The 18,261-nt window shown below is 65.3% G+C and carries 16 protein-coding genes; 6 read left to right on the top strand and 10 right to left on the bottom strand.

Features of this window, described 5'->3' with window-relative positions; all coding sequences use genetic code 11:
* Positions 1-78: 78 nt before the first annotated feature.
* Both H4I97_RS11340 and yddG read left to right on the top strand, forming a co-directional pair.
* Positions 79-411: a DUF167 domain-containing protein gene (locus H4I97_RS11340; protein ID WP_182304767.1), complete on the top strand. Its 333-nt coding sequence runs from the start codon at positions 79-81 to the stop codon at positions 409-411.
* A 115-nt stretch (positions 412-526) separates the two neighbouring features.
* The gene (gene yddG / locus H4I97_RS11335) at positions 527-1,426 is read left to right on the top strand and encodes an aromatic amino acid exporter YddG (RefSeq protein ID WP_182304766.1); all 900 of its coding nucleotides are present in this window, start codon (positions 527-529) and stop codon (positions 1,424-1,426) included.
* A 27-nt stretch (positions 1,427-1,453) separates the two neighbouring features.
* On the opposite strand, the gene H4I97_RS11330 is transcribed toward yddG, so the two are convergent.
* From H4I97_RS11330 to H4I97_RS11315, 4 genes are all read right to left on the bottom strand, one after another.
* Positions 1,454-1,996 carry a DUF922 domain-containing Zn-dependent protease gene (locus tag H4I97_RS11330; protein ID WP_182307617.1) on the bottom strand — a complete coding sequence of 181 codons (543 nt, stop codon included), beginning with the start codon at positions 1,994-1,996 and terminating at the stop codon, positions 1,454-1,456.
* 201 nt (positions 1,997-2,197) lie between these two features.
* On the bottom strand, positions 2,198-3,889 hold the full coding sequence (locus tag H4I97_RS11325) for a saccharopine dehydrogenase family protein (RefSeq protein ID WP_210297074.1): 1,692 nt from the start codon (positions 3,887-3,889) through the stop codon (positions 2,198-2,200).
* Positions 3,844-4,293, bottom strand: coding sequence for a thiol-disulfide oxidoreductase DCC family protein (locus H4I97_RS11320; RefSeq protein WP_182304765.1), 450 nt, complete (start codon positions 4,291-4,293; stop codon positions 3,844-3,846). Before H4I97_RS11320 ends, H4I97_RS11325 begins: the two co-directional genes overlap by 46 nt.
* Positions 4,294-4,625: 332 nt before the next feature.
* Positions 4,626-6,965: a PAS domain-containing sensor histidine kinase gene (locus H4I97_RS11315; protein ID WP_182304764.1), complete on the bottom strand. Its 2,340-nt coding sequence runs from the start codon at positions 6,963-6,965 to the stop codon at positions 4,626-4,628.
* Between the two features lie 241 nt (positions 6,966-7,206).
* Here H4I97_RS11315 and H4I97_RS11310 point away from each other — a divergent pair, with 241 nt between their 5' ends.
* A complete protein-coding gene (locus H4I97_RS11310; RefSeq protein WP_182304763.1) occupies positions 7,207-8,070 on the top strand; it encodes a DUF4344 domain-containing metallopeptidase in 864 nt (287 codons plus the stop codon).
* Between the two features lie 57 nt (positions 8,071-8,127).
* Here the strand turns inward: H4I97_RS11310 and pepN are convergent, their stop codons facing one another.
* Positions 8,128-10,773, bottom strand: coding sequence for an aminopeptidase N (pepN, locus tag H4I97_RS11305; protein ID WP_182304762.1), 2,646 nt, complete (start codon positions 10,771-10,773; stop codon positions 8,128-8,130).
* A 368-nt stretch (positions 10,774-11,141) separates the two neighbouring features.
* Between pepN and H4I97_RS11300 the strand changes: the two genes are divergently transcribed.
* Positions 11,142-12,074 (top strand): DMT family transporter, encoded by a 933-nt coding sequence (locus H4I97_RS11300; RefSeq protein WP_182304761.1) that lies wholly within the window; start codon positions 11,142-11,144, stop codon positions 12,072-12,074.
* A gap of 24 nt (positions 12,075-12,098) precedes the next feature.
* On the opposite strand, the gene H4I97_RS11295 is transcribed toward H4I97_RS11300, so the two are convergent.
* On the bottom strand, positions 12,099-13,364 hold the full coding sequence (locus H4I97_RS11295) for an MFS transporter (RefSeq protein WP_182304760.1): 1,266 nt from the start codon (positions 13,362-13,364) through the stop codon (positions 12,099-12,101).
* A 334-nt stretch (positions 13,365-13,698) separates the two neighbouring features.
* Between H4I97_RS11295 and H4I97_RS11290 the strand changes: the two genes are divergently transcribed.
* Positions 13,699-14,598, top strand: a complete 900-nt coding sequence (locus tag H4I97_RS11290) for a hypothetical protein (RefSeq protein ID WP_182304759.1) — start codon at positions 13,699-13,701, stop codon at positions 14,596-14,598.
* A 24-nt stretch (positions 14,599-14,622) separates the two neighbouring features.
* Here H4I97_RS11290 and H4I97_RS11285 read toward each other — a convergent pair whose 3' ends face one another.
* The 4 genes from H4I97_RS11285 to H4I97_RS11270 all read right to left on the bottom strand — a co-directional run bounded on the left by H4I97_RS11285 (position 14,623) and on the right by H4I97_RS11270 (position 17,090).
* Entirely contained in the window at positions 14,623-14,787 is a 165-nt protein-coding gene (locus H4I97_RS11285) for a hypothetical protein (RefSeq protein WP_182304758.1), read from the bottom strand.
* 119 nt (positions 14,788-14,906) lie between these two features.
* The gene (locus H4I97_RS11280) at positions 14,907-15,098 is read right to left on the bottom strand and encodes a hypothetical protein (protein ID WP_129330349.1); all 192 of its coding nucleotides are present in this window, start codon (positions 15,096-15,098) and stop codon (positions 14,907-14,909) included.
* Positions 15,099-15,253: 155 nt separating this feature from the next.
* Complete coding sequence (locus H4I97_RS11275; RefSeq protein ID WP_182304757.1) at positions 15,254-16,114, bottom strand: uracil-DNA glycosylase; 861 nt, start codon at positions 16,112-16,114, stop codon at positions 15,254-15,256.
* A gap of 97 nt (positions 16,115-16,211) precedes the next feature.
* On the bottom strand, positions 16,212-17,090 hold the full coding sequence (locus H4I97_RS11270) for a LysR family transcriptional regulator (RefSeq protein ID WP_182304756.1): 879 nt from the start codon (positions 17,088-17,090) through the stop codon (positions 16,212-16,214).
* Positions 17,091-17,181: 91 nt separating this feature from the next.
* On the opposite strand from H4I97_RS11270, the gene H4I97_RS11265 reads away from it, so the two are divergent.
* Positions 17,182-17,985: an arylamine N-acetyltransferase family protein gene (locus H4I97_RS11265; protein WP_182304755.1), complete on the top strand. Its 804-nt coding sequence runs from the start codon at positions 17,182-17,184 to the stop codon at positions 17,983-17,985.
* The last annotated feature ends 276 nt before the right edge of the window (positions 17,986-18,261 follow it).

Raw genomic sequence — 18,261 nt, 5'->3', positions numbered from 1 at the left:
CCCCTCCTTGCGCAACCGCCTTGCCCCGTCCTATGGCAGGCCGGGGACGGTGCAGGGGTACCGGAGTCACGAGGCACCATGAAACGGCAGAAGACGAAGAAGCAACCGACCGAGGATGGCACTGAAGGCCGGGATACGTTCTTCTGGTGGGAGGACGACGTGCTGGTCGTCAACATTCTCGGCACGCCGGCCGCCAGCCGCGATGCGATCGGCAAGCCCAAGGGGCGGCAATTGCAGGTCTCGGTGACGGAAGCGCCGCGGTTCGGGCGGGCGTCGGATCACATGGTGCGGTTCCTCGCCGGCGAGTTCGGCGTTCAGCCGCACGCGATCACCGTCGTCTTCGGGCGCTTCAACGTCAACAAGCAGCTCCGGATCAAGGCGCCGGCGAAACTGCCGGGCGTCTTCCGCTGACCGCTTCGGTCCCGGCGGATGCACCCGCCGGTCTGCGACGGCGAATGCTGCATCCCGTGTATCATTTTTCGTCGCGCCGTGGCAGAAACGCGGTGACCCTCAACCCCGGTGCACCATGAACAAGACGGTTGCGACTTTCATCGGCTTCATCGCCATCCTGACCTGGGCCTTCCTGGCGCTGCTTTCGAAGGCAGCCGGGCCGGTTCCGCCGTTCCAGCTCGCGGCGATGGCCTTCTTCCTCGGCGGCATGGTGGGTGTCGTGAGCTGGCCGTTCCGGCCGCAGGCGATCCGCGCGCTGGCGCAGCCGTGGCAGGTGTGGGCGGTCGGGGTCGCCGGCATCTGCATCTATCACTGCGCCTATTTCTTCGCGATCCAGTCTGCGCCGGCGATCGAGGTCAGCCTGATCGCCTATCTCTGGCCGCTGCTGATCGTCGTCTTTGCCTCTTTCCTGCCGGGCGAGCGGCTGCGGCGCCACCACATCATCGGCGTGCTGCTCGGCCTTGCCGGCGCCGTCGCCATCATCACCAAGGGCGGCGAGGTCGGCCTTGCCGGCGGCCTGATGCCGGGGCACCTGTTCGCGCTCTTCTGCGCCTTCGTCTGGTCGGGCTATTCGGTGCTGTCGCGCCGCTTCGGCGCCGTTCCCGTCGATATGGTCGCCGGTTACTGCCTGATCACGGCGGTCGTCACCTTTCTCCTGCATCTCGGCCTCGAGGAGACCGTCTGGCCGCAGACGACGTCAGCATGGGCGGCGATCGTCATCCTCGGCCTGGTGCCGCTCGGCCTCGGCTTCTACGTTTGGGACTGGGGCTGCAAGCACGGCGACATCATGGTGCTCGGCGCGCTTTCCTATGCCGCGCCGCTACTTTCGGTGCTGGCGCTCCTCGCCTTCGGCTACGGCGAGTTCCACTGGTCGGTGGCGCTCGCCTGCGCGCTGATCGTCGCGGGCGCGCTGATTGCGGCGAAGGACATCGTCTTCCGGCGCCGTCCGGAGCCGGTCGCCGCCGGAGGGCAGTGACGGCGGCACGCCGATTTTCCGCTGCGGTCATCCGCCGTTGACGAGTTGCAGGACGAGCTGGTGCACGGCGCCGCCGTCGTTCATCTCCACCGCGTCGAAATCGCGGCTCTTCCGGCGCTCGGCTCGCGAGATCTCGCCAAGGATCGGCTGCATCTTCTCGCGGATCTTGCGGCAGCCGGGATCGTTCTCGACCGCGAGGCCGATGGTCGCCTTCTCGATCTCCTTCACCAGCTCCCGGATATAGGTGCCGTGCACCTTCTCGTGCGCGGTGACCCCTTCGACGAAGCGCTGCCAGTTGCCGCGGACCGGCTCCTCGAGCGGCCCGCTGGCCTTCGGCAGCACGGTGGTGAGGACGAGTTTCGGTTTTGCCGAGGCGAGCACGCAGGCCGTGCCGCGCTGCTGGTAGTCGCGCTGCCAGGTGAGGCGGAAACTGGTATGGGCGATCGAGCGCACCTTGCCGGCAAGCAGCGGCCCGCGCGCGCCGATCGAGGCATAGAGTTCCGGACCGGTGCGGCCGCTGACGGCATAGGTCTCGACCTTTTCGATCACCTGTCCTTCGGCGCTCGCCATGACGGCGGAGAAGAGGAGGGCGAGAAGGGCCGGGAAGATGGAGCGCACGCGGAGCCTTGCCTTGCTGTTTCGGATTTCGGGGAGGTTAGAGTTATCCGGAATTAGAGCAAGTGCCACCAAGGAACGGTTTGGGCCGGTCGTTTCGCGAGTTCGGCGAAGGGTCGGAATGGGGGGCGGGAGGGGACTGGCGGATTAGTGACCTCAAGTCAATGTCGTGACATCAGGCATGGCAGGCACTCTACAATCGTTATGATGGCCATTGCCTTGCGGTGCTGCGACAAGCGTTCCCCGGTAGTGAACCAAGCGTTCGCGCGTGATCGGTGCAAATAGCTTTACGTCAAAATGAAAGCGACCATCGACGACGTACTCGCTTGCCTCGGAGATCGGTAGCAACCATTTTGGCAACGGAACAGGACCGAGGCGGCCTGAGATAACTGGATAATGCAAAGCGCTCGCCCTGACCTCAAGTCCGAGGAGGAAAGTGAAAGGTCCGAAGCGCTCAGTCATGCCTGTTCGCGTGGCGCGAAGCTTCGACTTAAATGTGCGCAATCCGAAGCTCCGTTTCCAGATCTCGCCGGTCGGAATGACAAACTTTGTCACTTCGACTATGGTGTCTTCCGTGGCCTCAGGGAAACCGAAGAGGTGGCCCAGAAAGCGGCTCCAGAAACCAGTTCCGCGCTCGACTGTAGCGCGTCCCTGCCAGCGGCTGACATCTGCGGTCAGGTGGGTTGTCTGTATTGCTTCCGGCAGCTTAGCGAAGCTGGAATTCAGCACCTTCACAAAAATTGGCTCGAAGCGTTCTGAAACGCGCTCCGTGCGGACATTCAAGTCCGACATAGCAGCCTCACATTCTTCCAGTGTGACGACCGCGAGTGCGGGGCCAGCCCCGGCAGGGAGTACTTCCCTACGTAGCAGCGCCCGGGCGGCGATCGCAGGAATGAACGGTCCATCGCCGTCTTCTGCCAAAAGCCGCCAGAACCGCTTTTCATCGCCTGTGATCACCATCACCGACATTCCACCTCGGCCACTGCCGAAAGGCCCCAGAAGGTCGGCGGCAAGCTTGAAGGCCCTGACAACGCACCGAGTGACGGGAATTGGAACCAGCCTTCGCAGCGCCGCGAAAGCTGCAAGCCCATACCGCATGACTGCCAGTTCGAGCCCCGCACGAAACAACACCGTCTCGGCCTTGAAGTGTGCCGGAAAGAGTGTCAGGTCCGGAACGTCGATCTGCCAGGCCTGACGACACGCCCCGCCGGGAAGACGGTAATCCTGTGGGTCGGACCAGCCGGTGGTTCGTGTCCAAGAGCCGCCGCGCCAGACCTGCATCGGCTGTCCTGACTGCGAGAGAATAGACTGCATCACCGAGAGACCTCGTGGACTGCGATTACCAGGCAGAATGGCGGTGTCGATTACCCGTGGCACCCGATCCCCTGCAAGAGCGTGCACGGCCGCGCTAGACAAGGCGGGAACCGAAGAAAGGCCTGAGAGCACGCAAAGCCCCGCAGCACGAGCTTGTGCATCAAGAGCAACGATATCGGCACAGAATACCGGATTGTCCGAAAGGTCGAGGTAATGAAGTCCCGCCTCAATTGCGGCACGCGCGAGACGGTATGGATCGTCCCCGTAGGCATGGAAAGGGCCAGCCGCATCGATCACCAACTGGTGGCCGGACAATTCCCTCAGATCACCTTGGCGGTCCATGCGCAGCGCTGAACAGCCCAGCTCTGCAGCCAGCGCGCTCGCTGCCTTCAGGTCGCGCCCGGCGATGGTGACCGAGTGACCGTCACGCACCAACAAACGTGCAAGCCGCCCGCCAAAGACGCCATATCCGCCGAGCAGGAGAACATTCACTGCATCAATCTCTTCCTGAAGGTCGGATCGGGAAGTCCACACATGTCGCCCCGCCCGAACAGCATATATCGGTTACGCGCCAGCCAGGTGTAGAGCCTGTCACGTAAGCCCTTCGGGAATATGCGCAATACGGCTGTCAAGCGACCCCATCCGCCAAACCTCCAGCCCGCATACAATACGGCGTCGAAATCCATGCGCGCGATACCCGCATCAATGTAAAGCCAGCTAGCGGGATCCGTCGGTTCCAGATCGTAGTGGCGCAGCAATGCAGCACCGAGAGGAGACTGGATCGGGCAGATTCGCACCGTACCGGACCTGTCGAGCCGATGGATCATGCGTGCACCCCACGAACAGATCGCACATTCAGCATCCATCACCGCAATCGGCGCGGCATCGTCGAATGGAGGAACTGCGGGATCGTCCCTGAAGGAAAATGGTTTGCTCATAACATCTCGATCACCTGCGACGCCATGATGTGAAGCAATGAGCCAACCAGGGCGACAGACGCGATTATAGGCAAGCACTCTCATGACCGTTGAGGCAACCACCTGCCGCCGAAAATCTCATAAATCGTTTGGCGCCTCATTTTCAAGGTGACAATGGAAAGTGGCCCATTTCAGTAAGTTGAACGGCTGCTTATAGGAGTGATTTCTGTCACCGCGAATGACCAACATGAAGGCGCAAAGCCGCCAATTCCGCGCAGGTATTGCCCGCCCGCATTGCTGCCAAATTTCGGCGTTCTCGCGCGGCCTTTTCAACGGCGCGATGCCGCGATGCCTCACGCCGTGCGCGTGGCCTGTCGGATGATGCAGTCGGGGATTTTTACCGAGACGACGGTGCCGCGGCCTTCGCGGGAGCGGATGCCGAGCCGGCCGCCGTGTAGCGAGACGAGGGAGCGGGAGATCGCGAGACCGAGGCCGGAGCCGCCCTTGCTTTTGGCATACTGGCTCTGCACTTGTTCGAAGGGCTGGCCGATCTTCGAGAGCGCGGTCATCGGGATACCTATGCCGGTATCTGCGATGGTGAGCATGACGGCCCCGTTGATCTTGCGGGCGCGTAGCGCGATCTTGCCGCCGTCATTGGTGAATTTCACCGCGTTCGACAGGATGTTGAGCAGGATCTGCTTCATTGCGCGGCGGTCCGCTTCCACCGTGAGGCCGGTCGAGACGCGCTGCTCGACGTGGATGTTGCGCTGCTGGGCGGGGATCGCCGTCAGGCGAAGGCTCTCCTCGATGAGGGGGGCGAGGTCGATGGTTTCGCAGCGGATGCGCATCTGCCCCGCCTCGATCTTCGACATGTCGAGGATGTCGTTGATGACGTTGAGGAGGTGCTTGCCGCTCTCGTGGATGTCCTTGGCGTATTCGGAGTATTTCGGCGAGCCGATGGGGCCGAACATGCCGGTGAGCAGGATTTCGGAGAAGCCGAGGATGGCGTTGAGCGGCGTCCTGAGCTCGTGGCTCATATTGGCGAGGAATTCCGATTTCGCCTTGTTGGCCGCCTCGGCGCGATCCTTCTCGGCCTGATAGTTGGCGTTTGCGACCGAAAGCTCGGACTTCTGCCGCTCAAGCTTGCGCTGCGAGGAGGAGAGGTCGCCGATGGTCGCCATCAGCCGGCGTTCCTGTTCGCGCAGCCGTTCCTGGTGGCGTTTCAGAAGCGTGATGTCGGTGCCGACGGAGACGAGGCCGCCGTCGCGGGTGCGTCGCTCGTTGATCTGCAGCCAGCGCTCGTCGGCGAGCTGCACTTCGGTCGTGCGCGACATGCCGGTCTGGTCGGGATCGGCGACGCGCCGCTGGATGATCGGCCGCGCGGCGGCAGCCTGGACGACTGCGCGCTCGGTGCCGGGCACCAGCACGCTGTCCGGCAGGCCGTAGACTTGCTGGAAGTGGGCGTTGCACATCACGAGGCGGTCGTTCTTGTCCCAGAGCACGAAGGCTTCCGAGGTGCACTCGATGGCGTCGGCGAGGCGCTGGTCGGCCTCGGCATAGCGCTGGGCGAGCCGGTGCTGCTCGGTGACGTCCATGGCGATGCCGATGACGTGCATGCAGCCGGTCGAGGAGCGGATGACCTGGGCGCGGGCCCGCATCCAGACGTAATGGCCGGCCGAATGGCGCATGCGGAAGACCTGGTCGATCTGCCGTGGATCGCCCTTGGCGACGGTGCGGGCGAGCGCATAGAGGTTGCCGTCGTCGGGATGCATCAGCCGGGCGGCGTCGGCAAAGCCGAGCACGGCACCCGACGGCGGCAGGCCGAGCATCTCGTACATCGAACGCGACCAGAAGAGCTTGCGGCTCTGAAGGTCGAAATCCCAGAGGCCGCAGCGGCCGCGCGACAGCGCCGCCTCGACGCGCAGGTTGGTTTCAAGAAAGGTGTCGTCGGCCTCGCGCGCCCGTTTGACCTGCTGGAAATAGGCATAGAGGATGACCAGCAGGATGAGCGAGATGCCGGAGAAGAGCGTGACGCTCAGCGAGATCTCGCTGCGCCAGTACGTGTCGAGCGGCTGCAGCGACTGTGCCGCCAGCACGAAGGCGCCCTTCGCGCCGACCGGCACCAGCACCACGTAGTGGCGGATGCCATCGATGAAGGCTTCGAGCGCGCCGCTACGATCCGCGATGTAGCGGATGCTGCCCGCCTGCGGCAGAAGGCCGGCCATGTCCATGCCGACATAGCGCGCCCCGTCCGACGAAGAGGCGAAGATGCGGCCTTCGCCGTCGATCAGCAGCAGGAAGGAGCCGCTCGCCAGCCGGTCCTGCGGCAGGTAGCGGGCAAGGGCTGCCTCGGCTGCAGGCCGGTCGGAGGTCGCAAGGACGGTGCCGTCCGGCCCGATGGACGCGGCGGCCGTTGCCGCCGAAAGCGTCGCCGACTGCCGGAAGGCGCCCTCCATGCGGGAATATTCGGCGAGAATGCCGTTGAGGCGCGCCGTCGCGACGACCGCAAGGAAGGCGATGATGAGAACGGGGATGGCCCGCCGGAGCAGCGTCTCCGCCTGTCGCGAATTGCCGTCGCTCCCCGTCAGGACAATCGCCAGCCGCCGTCCGAGCCCGTCGATACGACCCCCAAATCCCGAAAATTTGAGTCGCAGCCGCCCATCGGCCGCGGAAACCCGCCGCACGTCCGCCATTGTCCCACCTTGATCCCTCGTGTGATTCGAAGCGCCGCCCGCCCGAATCTGACTCAATGAATCACTGGCGATTCGCCTTGTCCAGACGGCGATGGTGAACAAAATGTTAAGCCCTTAATCGGAATCGGCTTTTTTTGGATCAAGTCCGCCAAATGCTTGATTCCGATTGAAAAGAGGTCGCCCGCTGCCGTAGCACGGATGTCGGCCGCCGGCTGGCGGCGGGGTTCGGGGACTTTTCCAGATGGCATCATTTTCACCGTCGCGCGGCCTTTTTGTGCGCTGTTCCGGAGCACTTCTTTCGGCGCTGCTGCTCGCCGCGCCTGCGGCGGCCGTCGGAGCAACGCCGCCGGAACTCTACGGCGAACTCACTGACGAACAGCGTGAGGAGGCCGACCAGTTCACGCTGAACGTCGCCATCGGCACGGTCTTCCACGAGGCCGGCCACATGCTGGTGTCGGAGCTTTCGCTGCCGGTGCTCGGTCGCGAGGAGGACGCCGTCGACGGGCTCGCCGTGATGCTGTTGCTCGAGGCCGACGACGAGGACCTGAATGTCGCCGTGGAAGACTGGGCGAACATCTGGTTCCTCTCTGCCGATCCCGACGTCAAGCCCGAGGACATGCCCTCCTGGGATTCCCACGGGCTCGACGAGCAGCGTGCCTATGCGACGATCTGCTGGATGCTCGGCAAGAACGAGAAGCGTTTCAAGGAGTTCGCCGATTCGGTGGAGTATCCCGATTACCGCGCCGAGGAATGTCCGGGCGAATACCAGACGCTGGCGGCGAGCTGGGGCACCGTGCTGAAGCCGCACGAGGCCGGCAAGGGCGACCAGACGAAATTCACGATCACCTATGACGAGACGAAGGACCCGAAGCTCGCCTATTTCCGCGAGATGATCCGCAATGCCGGGCTCATGGAGATGGTGACCGAGGTCTTTTCCGGCAGCTACAAGCTGAAGGACGGCATCAAGCTGACGGCGAGCGAATGCGGCGAGGCCAACGCCTTCTGGGACGCCGAGGCGCGCGAGATGACGCTCTGCTACGAGGACCTGCAGAACAGCGCAGAGCTCGACGCTCAGTGGTACATCGACAATCCTGATGAGGAATAGCGGCAGGCCCGCCGACGGCGTCAGGGGATCGGGGTGGCGCGCACGCCACCCTTTCGCTCAGCCCTTCAGCGTGCGGTCGACGATGTCGCGTACGTCGTTCGAGAGCACCTCGCGCTCGACCCGGACGAGGGCGGTGCGGGCAAGTTCGGCACGCCCTGCTTCCAGCTGCCGCCATGAGCGCATGGAGGTGAGAAGGCGTGCGGCGAGTTGCGGGTTCTTCGCGTCGATCCTGAGGATTTCCTCGGAGAGGAAACGGTAGCCGGCACCGTCGGCGCGGTTGAAGCCGGTCGGGTTGCTGAAGACGAAGGCGCCGACGAGCGAGCGGACCCGGTTCGGGTTGTTCTCGTTGAAGTGCCGGTCCTGCTTCAGCCGCATGACGCGGGCGAGCGCCCCTTCGCCGGGGATCGTCGCCTGGATCTGGAACCACTTGTCGATGACCAGCGCATTCTCCGCGAAGCGCGCCTCGAAGCTGGCGAGCGCGGCGTGCGTCTCCGGTGCCTCGGGGAAGCGGTGCGAGAGCACCGTCAGCGCCTGGGCGAGGTCGGTCATGTTGTCGGCCCTGGCGAAGGCGTCCGCGGCAAGGGCGGGCGTATCCTCGGCGATCGTGCGGTAGAGCAGGGCGGCATTGCGCAGCGCGCGGCGTCCGGCGCTTGCGGCATCGGGGCTGTAGCCGCCGTCCGGCGTCATCGTGTCGTAGAGGCTGCCGAAGGTATCGGCGCCGGTACGGGCAATCGCGGTCAGCACCGCTTCGCGGCCGGTATGAATGGCGTCGGGGTCGTTGTCGCCGCCGAGTTCGCGGGCGATGTCGGCCTCGCTCGGCAGCGTCAGCGCCTGGGCGCGGAAGGCGGGCTCCAGCGCCGGGTCGGCGGCGACGGCGAGCAGCGCATCGGCGAAGGTGACGTCGAGCTGGATCGCTTCGCCCTTGCGGGCCGCACGCGCCGCATCCTTGAGCGCCGGCAGTGCCAGATCGGTGATCGCCTGCCAGCGGGAGAAGAGGTCGGTCTCGTGACGGGCAATCAGCGCGAGATCCGCCGGCTTCTGGTCGTAGCGGACGACGATCGGCGCGGAGAAGCTGCGGTTGAGCGAAAGCGCCGGGCGCGACGGAATGCCGGTGAAGGTCACCGTGTGACGGGCGTCCTTGAGATGGAGAACGCTGCCGGTCATCTCCGCGCCCTCGACCGAAGCGGGCACGGCGATCGTGCCGTCCTCCAGCACCAGGGCGAGATTGAGCGGAATGTGCATCGGCTTCTTGTCGGACTGGCCCGGCGTGGCCGGAACCGTCTGCTCGATCTCCAGCGTGAGCGCCTTGCCGGCGGCGTCGTAGTCGGCGGTCACGGTGACGTGCGGCGTGCCGGCCTGATTGTACCAGAGCGAGAACTGGCCGAGATCGCGGCCGCTCGCAGCCTCGAAGCAGCGGACGAAATCCTCGACCGTGGCGGCCTCGCCGTCATGGCGCTCGAAATAAAGGTCCATGCCCTTCTTAAAGAGATCGCGGCCGAGGATGGTCGCGATCATGCGGGTGACCTCGGAGCCCTTCTCGTAGACGGTCGTCGTATAGAAATTGTTGATCTCGCGATACTTATCCGGGCGGACGGGATGGGCGAGCGGGCCGGCATCCTCCGGGAACTGTTCCGAGCGCAGGTGCCGGACCTCGGCGATGCGCTTCACCGGCCGCGAGCGCTGGTCGGCGGAAAATTCGTGGTCGCGGAAGACGGTGAGGCCTTCCTTGAGGCAGAGCTGGAACCAGTCGCGGCAGGTGATGCGGTTGCCGGTCCAGTTGTGGAAATATTCATGCGCGATGATCGCCTCGATATTGGCGTAGTCGGCATCGGTGGCCGTCTCGGGATCGGCGAGCACGTACTTGTCGTTGAAGACGTTGAGGCCCTTGTTCTCCATCGCTCCCATGTTGAAGTCGGAGACGGCGACGATCATGAAGATGTCGAGATCGTATTCGCGGCCGAAGACCTCTTCGTCCCATTTCATCGAGCGCTTTAGCGCATCCATGGCGTAGGCCGCCCGCGGCTCCTTGCCGTGCTCGACGTAGATCTTCAGCGCGACCTCGCGGCCGGACATTGTGGTGAACTTGTCCTCGACCACGCCGAGATCACCGGCGACCAGCGCGAAAAGATAGCTCGGCTTCGGATGCGGATCGAACCAGGCGGCGAAATGCCGGCCCTCGTCGAAATTGCCGCCGCCGAGATAGTTGCCGTTGGAGAGCAGCAGCGGATTGGCGGCCTTGTCGGCGATGATGGTGACCGTGTAGGGCGCAAGCACGTCCGGGCGATCGGGGAAATAGGTGATGCGGCGGAAGCCCTCCGCCTCGCACTGGGTGCAATAGATGCCGCTCGAGCGGTAGAGCCCCATCAGTTGCGAATTGGCCTGCGGGTTGATGATCGTGGTGATGGTGAGCTCGAAGGGCGAGGACTCCGGCAGGTCGCGGACGACGAGGGTGTCCGGTGTCGCCGTATAGCGCTCGCGCGCCATTTCCATCTGGTCGAGCAGCAGGCCGGAAAGGTCGAGTTCGTCGCCGTCGAGGACGAGCGGGGCCGAGGGATCTGCGCCGTCGCGGCGGTGGAAGATCAGCCGGGCCTCGACCTTTGTCGCCTCCGGATCGAGTTCGAAAGTCAGATCAACGCGTTCCAGAACGAAATCGGTTGGGCGGTAATCTGCCAGATGAATGATCCGGCCCGTGTCTGTTCGCATGAATTCTTCCTGCTCGGTGTCTTGCATGAATCCGGCACCCGCGAACGTAAATGAGATACGAGCCAGCGCGATTTCGGCCGGGATGATTGCAGTAATTCCTGAACGATTGTTAAAATTATCACGAATACTTGCCTGCCGGCAGATAAATTCGGTTTCACTGAAGGAAGGGTCGTTACCGGACGGGTGGGGATTGGCGCGGCTCCATGATTTTGGCTGCCGGAGGGCGTACCCGATCCGCCGCTGCCGGCCTTGCCAGATCCTCCTTCGCGGTCGATGATGGACGCCCTTGCCTCCCGCGGCGGATGCCGAGCAGCCGTCCACTCCCGTCACCAAAAAAGGTCCGGCTCCGGGCTTACGAGAAGCAACAGATGGCCTCTGCCGTTTCCGATCCGCTTCGCGGCATTCTCATGAAGGTCTGCTCGGTCATGGTCTTCGTCGGCATGCAGACGTCGATCAAGCTGGCCGGTACAGGAATGCCGCCGGGGCAGATCGTCTTCTACCGTTCCGCCTTCGCCATGCTCCCGATCCTCGCCTATCTCGCCTGGCGGCGGGAAATCGGCACCGCCTTCGGCACCGACAATCCCTTCGGTCACTTGAAGCGCGGGCTGATCGGCGTCGCCTCAATGAGCGTCGGCTTCTACGGCCTCGTCCTTCTGCCGCTGCCGGATGCGATCGCCATCGGCTATGCGATGCCGCTGATCGCCGTCGTCTTCGCGGCAGTCTTCCTGCGCGAGGCGGTGCGCGTCTATCGCTGGACGGCGGTCTTCATCGGCATGATCGGGGTCGCGATCATCTCCTGGCCGAAGCTGACGCTCTTCGGCGCCGAGGGTGCGCAGTCTCAGGCGGCGATCGGGGCGATCGCCGTGCTCGCCTCCGCCATGCTCGGCGCTGCCGCCATGCTGCAGGTGCGCCAGCTGGTGCAGACGGAGAAGACGCCGACCATCGTCATGTATTTCTCGCTGACTGCCTCGGTGCTCGCCGCCTTCACCTGGTTCCTCGGCTGGCAGTCGCTCACCTGGACCCAGCTCGGCCTGATGGCGCTCGCCGGCATCTTCGGCGGCATGGGTCAGATCCTGCTGACCGAGAGCTACCGCTACGCCGACGTCTCGACGATCGCGCCCTTCGAATACACCTCGATCATTCTCGGCTCGGTGGTCGCCTACATGCTCTTCGGCGACGTGCCGACGCTGACGACGCTGATCGGCGCGGCGATCGTGGTGGCCGCCGGCATCTTCATCATCTACCGCGAACACCAGCTGGGACTCGAACGGAAGGCGGCGCGCAAGGCCTCGACCCCGTAGCGGCCTGTCCTCGCGGGTGTGGTGTCAAGCGGGCTCGCTGCCGGCGACCTGGTCGCCGTCTTCCGTAAGCGAGGTGGCTGCATTCACCAGGTCGGCGCCGAGTACGGGGATCGGTGCACCCTGGAAATCGGTCTTCTCGTCGCGGGCCTTGCCCCGCCGGCGGCCAATGCGCCAGGCGGCATAGCCGGCATAGAAAGCGAAGAGGACGGCCAGGAACCAGACGAGCCCGACCGGCCCGAGCGCCTGCATGAGGCTGCCGCCGATCAGCGGCCCCGTGACCGTTCCCATGCCGTAGAGGATCATTACGCCGCCGGAGACGGTCACGTATTCGCCGGGCTCGGCCATATCCGCCGCATGGGCGGCGTTGAGGGCATAGACCGGATAGAGCACCGCGCCGACGAAGAAGCCGGCGATGCAGGCGGCGACGACCCCGAGACCACCGAAGGTAGCCATGGCAAGGCTCGCGGCGACGCCGAAGAGGCCGCAGGCGATCATCACCAGGCGGCGGTCGATGCGGTCGGAAATGCGTCCGATCGGCATCTGGGCTAGCGCACCGCCGGCGAGGACTGCGGCAAGTAGTGTCGCGCCGCCGGCGGCATCCATGCCGATCGCCTGGCTGTAGACGCCGCCGAGACTGCCCCAGGTGCCCGACAGCGCGCCGGCGAGCAGCGAGCCGACGAAGGCGATCGGAGAACGCCGGTAGAGGCGGGCGAGATCGAAGCGCGCCTCCGCGATCGGGGCCGGCGACGGCGCGGTCGACAGCATGGTCGGAAAGAGCGCAAGCGAGAAGACGATGCCGCAGACGACGAAGAGCCCCATCTCCTTTGGCTCGCCGAGCGGCACGAGATACTGCCCGCCGATCGAGCCGAGGAGGCAGGTGATCATGTAGACGGAGAAAACCGCGCCGCGATTGTCATTGGTGACGCGTTCGTTGAGCCAGCTTTCGATGATGAGGTAGCTGCCGGCGATGGCAAAGCCCGCGAGCGCCCTGAAGGCGAGCCAGGCATAGACCTCGACCAGCAGCGCCGAAAACAGGATCGAGACGGTGAGCAGGGTGATGAGCGCGCCGAAGACCCGGACATGACCGACCCGGCGCACGAGAACCGGCGTGACGATGCAGGAAAGCGTGAAGCCGAGGGTATAGGCGGTGGCGATCACCGAGACGGTGACGGTCGACCAGCCTTCGGCGAGCGAACGCAGCGGCACCAGGTAGTTCATCAGCCCGAGCCCGGTCATCATCAGGAGGGTGGACAGCATGAGGGCGGCAATGGAGGCGAGGCTGGTCAGCATCGGGGCCGATTCCGTTCGGACAGTGCCAAGCCTTTATGATGAAACGAGGATTGTGTCGACGGGAAAGCAAGCCGCGGCACCGATGCGTGCACCGCCGCGCATGCTCCTCATATGGTTGCGCCTCAGGGAACAAAGATGTATTCTATCAATATGACCAACCATTTAAGCCTTCATGCCACGTGCCCGACGGTTCTTTATTCATAAGCACTAATTCATATTTCGAGCGTAAGATGACCGTCGTGGTGGCGGGTAAGCGGCGACACCGACCGGATTTCCGGGCGTGCGGGTCGCGGCAACGGGGCGGGGCTCCCCGACGGGAAAGGCGAGGCTGACAATGGCGTATTCCGCTGCGGATTTGCAGGCGCATCCGCGTTTCCTTCTGGCGGTCCGCTTTCTTGCGGAGAAGCTGCGTGGCGTCCACGACGGCAATCCGCGCCTCGCACGCTTCCTAGCATCCCAGCAGCGCTGGCTGCTGAGTCAGGCGGCTTTCGCCCTGCACAACGAATACGATCCGGCGGTGCCGCGCTCCGGCCTCACCATCAGCCGGCTGCGCGACATGGCGACGGGGGTCGATGCGGCGAGCCGCAACACGATCCTGAATTTCCTCAACCAGCTCCAGGCCTACCGCTTCATGCGGATCGCCGGCGACGCGGCAAAGCGGCCTCGCCGCTTCGAGCCGACGGAGGTGACCGTTCAGGCGATGTTCGGTTGGCTGCTCGCCAATCTGGCGGCGCTCGACCAGATGGACGGCGGCGCGCGCGCCGTAACCCTGTCCGACCACCCGGAGCTGTTTCCCCTGATCCAGCCGCAGGCCGCCCGGCAGACGATCGAGAACCCGCTATGGCGTGAACCGCCGCCGAGGGTCGCGATGTTCCTCTGGACGGAGTCCGGCGGGCTGGTGATGGACGAGCTGATGCGCAGGGTCGGGACGACCGTTCCGGAGGCCGAGCTGGTCGATGTCGGCCGGATCGACGCCCGTGCGCTGGCCGAGACCTTCCGCATGTCGCGCACCCATCTGCAGCGGCTTCTCAACCGGGCGATCGGTGAAGGCTGCCTCGTCTGGAAGGGGGAGGGGCGCAAGGAGGGCCTCTGCCTCAGCCGTGATTTCCTCCGCGAATATCTCGGCTGGCAGGCGATCAAGTTTGCGGCGATCGACGACGCCTACGAGGACGCCTGCCGCAAGCTCAACCTCTGCGGCCCGGAAGAGATCCGGCCGGCCGCGACGGAACGCTGAAACGGCAGACGGCTGAGCGCCGTCTTAGAGCGGAATGTTGAGGATGGCAGGGCTCACGTTGCGGTGCGCCCGGCGTTCCGCGTCGCCGCCGGCCCCGGCAAGGCTGTATTCTTCCGAGGCTTGGACGGCGGTGCCGATCTGGCCGACGGCCCGGCGGAAGCTGCGAAGCGGATGAAATCTGACGTTCATGGTACGAACCTTTGCGTTTTTCGCGTGTCTTCGGATTTGTCCCGATCGTGCGGCACGAGCCTTCGTTGTGCAATGCACAGGATCGGAAGGGAGCCATGCGGCCGGCGCAGCGCGCCGGCTCAGCGTTCCCGGAAATCGGTGAAGATGGCAGAGGGGCGGGCGAGCTGCCCGAAACGGCCGAGGCCTCTTGCGCTCAACTGCTCGTGGGTAGCGGAGCCGAAACGGTGATATCCGTGGCCGCTGCCCAGCTTCTCGCCGGCAAGGCGGAGCGTTTCGAAACTGCTGTGGATGGGGCGGCAAGGCATAGTCATGACGAGGCTCTTTCTTAAACGGTTCCTCCCACGACACCGACCGCAATATTGCACTGCAACATCGATTCGACAATGTCGCAGATTGCCGCACTGCCATGCGCGATTTGCATGACTTTTGTCATCTTCTGTTTACCAATGCCGAAAATTTGCGCCGATCAGCCGCCGAGGCGAGCGCGGAAGGCCTGCAGGTCCACCCAGGCGAGCGCCTTGCTGGCGGGCGCGGTCAGGAGCTCCTGCGGATGCAGCGTCGCGAGCGCCGGGACCGTGTGGCTGCCGCAGGCGATCTCGCGCCACTCGCCGCGCAGCGTGTGGATGGTGCCGGTGCCGCCGAAGAAGAAGCGGGCGGTGAAGTTGCCGAGGAGCAGCACCGCTTTCGGTTCCGCAAGCTCGATCTGCCGCTCGATGAAGGGGCGGCAGATCGCCGCCTCCGGCGCCGAGGGCGGCCGGTCGCCCGGCGGACGCCACGGAATGACGGTCGAGAGCAATATCGTTTCGCGCGAAAGCCCGATCGCGCCGAGCATGCGGTCGAGCAGGAAGCCGGCCTTGCCGGAGAAGGCCGCCCCTTCGCGGTCGTCGTCACCGCTCGGCATCGGGCCGATCACCATCACACCGGAGGCGGGGTCGCCGGCGGCAAAGACGGTCGAGCGGGCGCTGGTCTTCAGGTTGCAGCCGCCGAAGGCTTCGACTGCAGTCCTGAGTTCGTCGAGCGTGCGGGCGCTCTCGGCGGCGAAACGGGCTTCGGTGACGGCATGTTCGTCGGGAACGGCGACCGTGGCGACCGGCCTCGGCGCCGGCTGAGGCGCTTCCGGGCGTCGCCGTTCGGGCGCGGTGGCGCTGCCGGACCCAGCCGTCGTCGTCGTCGTTGCGGCGGGGCGCTGGCGCAGCTGCTGTTCCGCCGAAAATTCCGCCAGCCGGTCGACCGGGGTCTCCTCGACCAACCACTCGACGCCCGCCTCGGCATGGAAATGCAGAAGCGCGGCGAGCTCGGCGGCGGTCATGTCGCGGGCGGTGATCATCGGCCTGTTCTAGTCGAGCGCCCGGCAGAAGCAAAGAGTTTCGTGTGGCCGTCGGCAATATGATCGCGGGATGCCGCCATAAGGACGGACGATGCGGTCAGCCGGCCTTCAGTGCTAGCGGCGCACTGCGAAAGTGCCCGGTCGCCCAGTCGAGGAAACGGCGCACCCTCGGCTGGGCGGCGGTCGCCCGCCGCGCCACCATCCAGACCTCCGCCGGCGGCGGCTGCATCCGGTTTTCGAAACGCACGAGGCCGTGCTCCGGCAGGACCAGGCAGGCCGGCAGGAGCGCGATGCCTGCTCCGGTCGCGGCCATGTCGCGCTGCGCGACGACGCTCGACGAGCGGAAGACAGGGCGTCCGCCGAGATCCGGAAGCCGGCGATAGGCGCCGACCTCGGCGAGCGAACCGGCGGCATGGATGACGTCGTGTCCGTCGAGAGTGGTTACGTCCGCGGCAAGCGGCCGTGTGCGAGCATAGTCCGGCGCGGCATAGAAATCCCAGTCGAGCCGGCCGATGCGGCGGCCGACCATCTCGGTCGGCGCGGATTCGAGCGGTGTGATCATCACGTCGAACTCGTCCGCCGGCAGCACGAAGAGATTGTCGTAGACGGAAAGCTCAGCCGGCTCCCCGGTCATCTCCCGCCAGCCGGCGAGCGCCGGCGCGACAAAGACGGCCGACAGCACCTCGCAGGTGGCGAGGCGGATCGGCACGGGTCTCGCCGCAAGCGCGGCGTTGGCGTTGCCGACCAGCGCCTCGACCTGCCGCGCCGTCTCGATCAGCCGTTCGGCGGCCGCCGTCGGCCGCAGCCGCCCGTCTTCCAGTCGCCGGAAGAGCGCTGCGTCGAGTCTCTGTTCGATTGCCTGCAGCCGCCGAGACATCGTCGACTGGTTGACGCCGAGCCGGCGCGCGGCACCACTCAACGTGCCTTCGGTCGCGATCGCGAGAATGGTCTGAAGGTCGCTCCAGTCGGAGATCATCGGGGTATCCGCCCATGCATGGTCCAATGCAAAATTGCGGATTGCCGTGGGGCTGTCAATTCCGCGAGAAGGGCGCGAACGGAGACCAACCATGACATTCGACAAAGATACCTATCTCGCCCGCATCGGCCTTGCTGGCGCCGATATCCGCCCCGATGCCGAGGGTTTGGCGCGGTTGCAGGCCGCCCAGATCGGCACGATCCCCTTCGAAAACATCGAGGTCCTGCTCGGGACGGTGCCTGACCTCGACCCCGTCGCCATCTGGCGCAAGACCGTTGCCGGCGGCCGCGGCGGCTATTGCCTGGAGCTCAACCGGCTTTTCGGCGACGCGCTCGCGGTCTTCGGCTTTGAGGCCGCGCCGGTCCTCGGGCGGGTGCGGATGGGCGCGCCCTCGGGCGGACCGCGCGCCCATCACGCCTTCGTCGTTACGATCGACGGCCGCGAATGGCTGGCCGATACCGGCTTCGGCGGGCCGGGGCCGCGGCTGCCGGTCGACCTTTCCACGGAGGCGCCGCAGACGATCGCCGGCGAGCGCTTCCGCGTGGTGCGCGATGCGGCGAGCGGCGAACATGTGCTGCAGCGGCTGAACGGCGAGACCTGGTTCGCGCTCTACGGCTTCGACCGGGTGTCGGTGGCGCCGGCCGACTATCTCGCGGCCAATGTCGTCTGCGCGCGCTGGAAGGAATCGCCCTTTCCGCAGCATCTGATGATGACCGTCGGCCGCGACGACGGACGCCTGAGCCTCTTCAACCGCGATGTCCGCCACGTGCGTGACGGCGGCATGGAGGAGCGGACGCTCGCCTCGGAGGCGGAACTGGCGGAATTGCTGGTCGCCTCCTTCGGCCTGCGGGTCGATGCATCGACCGTTGCGCGGGTCTGGGCGAAGATCGGTTGAGGAAGCAGGGCAGGCGGGTGGCTATTGCCCCTCATCCGCCTGCCGGCACCTTCTCCCCGTCGGCACGGGGAGAAGGGACAAGCGGCACCGCGGCTGCCAAGCCTGATGGGGGGAGAGAGGACTCGGGGCCATCCCACCTCTTCCTTGAGGAGGAGGTCGCGCGGAACGCACGGGTGGGGGTGAGACGCCGGCATCCGCGGAGGTTCACCGCACCCCGGACCTGCGGTCCTCCGGGTTGAGCCGCGTGTCTCAACCCGTTCTTCGAACCCCGCCTCA

Origin of the sequence: Ciceribacter thiooxidans, assembly GCF_014126615.1 — a bacterium.
Taxonomy (GTDB): Bacteria; Pseudomonadota; Alphaproteobacteria; order Rhizobiales; family Rhizobiaceae; genus Allorhizobium; species Allorhizobium thiooxidans.
The sequence above is the reverse complement of the archived record's forward strand: the minus strand, read 5'-3'. Positions and strand labels throughout refer to the sequence as shown.

Bases quoted from the DNA above. Each gene is read 5' to 3' on its own strand.
- H4I97_RS11320 (WP_182304765.1), bottom strand. From the start codon at position 4,293: ATGAGCAAACCATTTTCCTTCAGGGACGATCCCGCAGTTCCTCCATTC.
- H4I97_RS11340 (WP_182304767.1), top strand. From the start codon at position 79: ATGAAACGGCAGAAGACGAAGAAGCAACCGACCGAGGATGGCACTGAA.
- pepN (WP_182304762.1), bottom strand. From the start codon at position 10,773: ATGCGAACAGACACGGGCCGGATCATTCATCTGGCAGATTACCGCCCA.
- H4I97_RS11275 (WP_182304757.1), bottom strand. From the start codon at position 16,114: ATGATCACCGCCCGCGACATGACCGCCGCCGAGCTCGCCGCGCTTCTG.
- H4I97_RS11295 (WP_182304760.1), bottom strand. From the start codon at position 13,364: ATGCTGACCAGCCTCGCCTCCATTGCCGCCCTCATGCTGTCCACCCTC.
- H4I97_RS11310 (WP_182304763.1), top strand. From the start codon at position 7,207: ATGGCATCATTTTCACCGTCGCGCGGCCTTTTTGTGCGCTGTTCCGGA.
- H4I97_RS11330 (WP_182307617.1), bottom strand. From the start codon at position 1,996: ATGGCGAGCGCCGAAGGACAGGTGATCGAAAAGGTCGAGACCTATGCC.
- H4I97_RS11285 (WP_182304758.1), bottom strand. From the start codon at position 14,787: ATGAACGTCAGATTTCATCCGCTTCGCAGCTTCCGCCGGGCCGTCGGC.
- H4I97_RS11315 (WP_182304764.1), bottom strand. From the start codon at position 6,965: ATGGCGGACGTGCGGCGGGTTTCCGCGGCCGATGGGCGGCTGCGACTC.
- H4I97_RS11265 (WP_182304755.1), top strand. From the start codon at position 17,182: ATGACATTCGACAAAGATACCTATCTCGCCCGCATCGGCCTTGCTGGC.
- H4I97_RS11270 (WP_182304756.1), bottom strand. From the start codon at position 17,090: ATGATCTCCGACTGGAGCGACCTTCAGACCATTCTCGCGATCGCGACC.
- H4I97_RS11290 (WP_182304759.1), top strand. From the start codon at position 13,699: ATGGCGTATTCCGCTGCGGATTTGCAGGCGCATCCGCGTTTCCTTCTG.
- yddG (WP_182304766.1), top strand. From the start codon at position 527: ATGAACAAGACGGTTGCGACTTTCATCGGCTTCATCGCCATCCTGACC.
- H4I97_RS11300 (WP_182304761.1), top strand. From the start codon at position 11,142: ATGGCCTCTGCCGTTTCCGATCCGCTTCGCGGCATTCTCATGAAGGTC.
- H4I97_RS11280 (WP_129330349.1), bottom strand. From the start codon at position 15,098: ATGACTATGCCTTGCCGCCCCATCCACAGCAGTTTCGAAACGCTCCGC.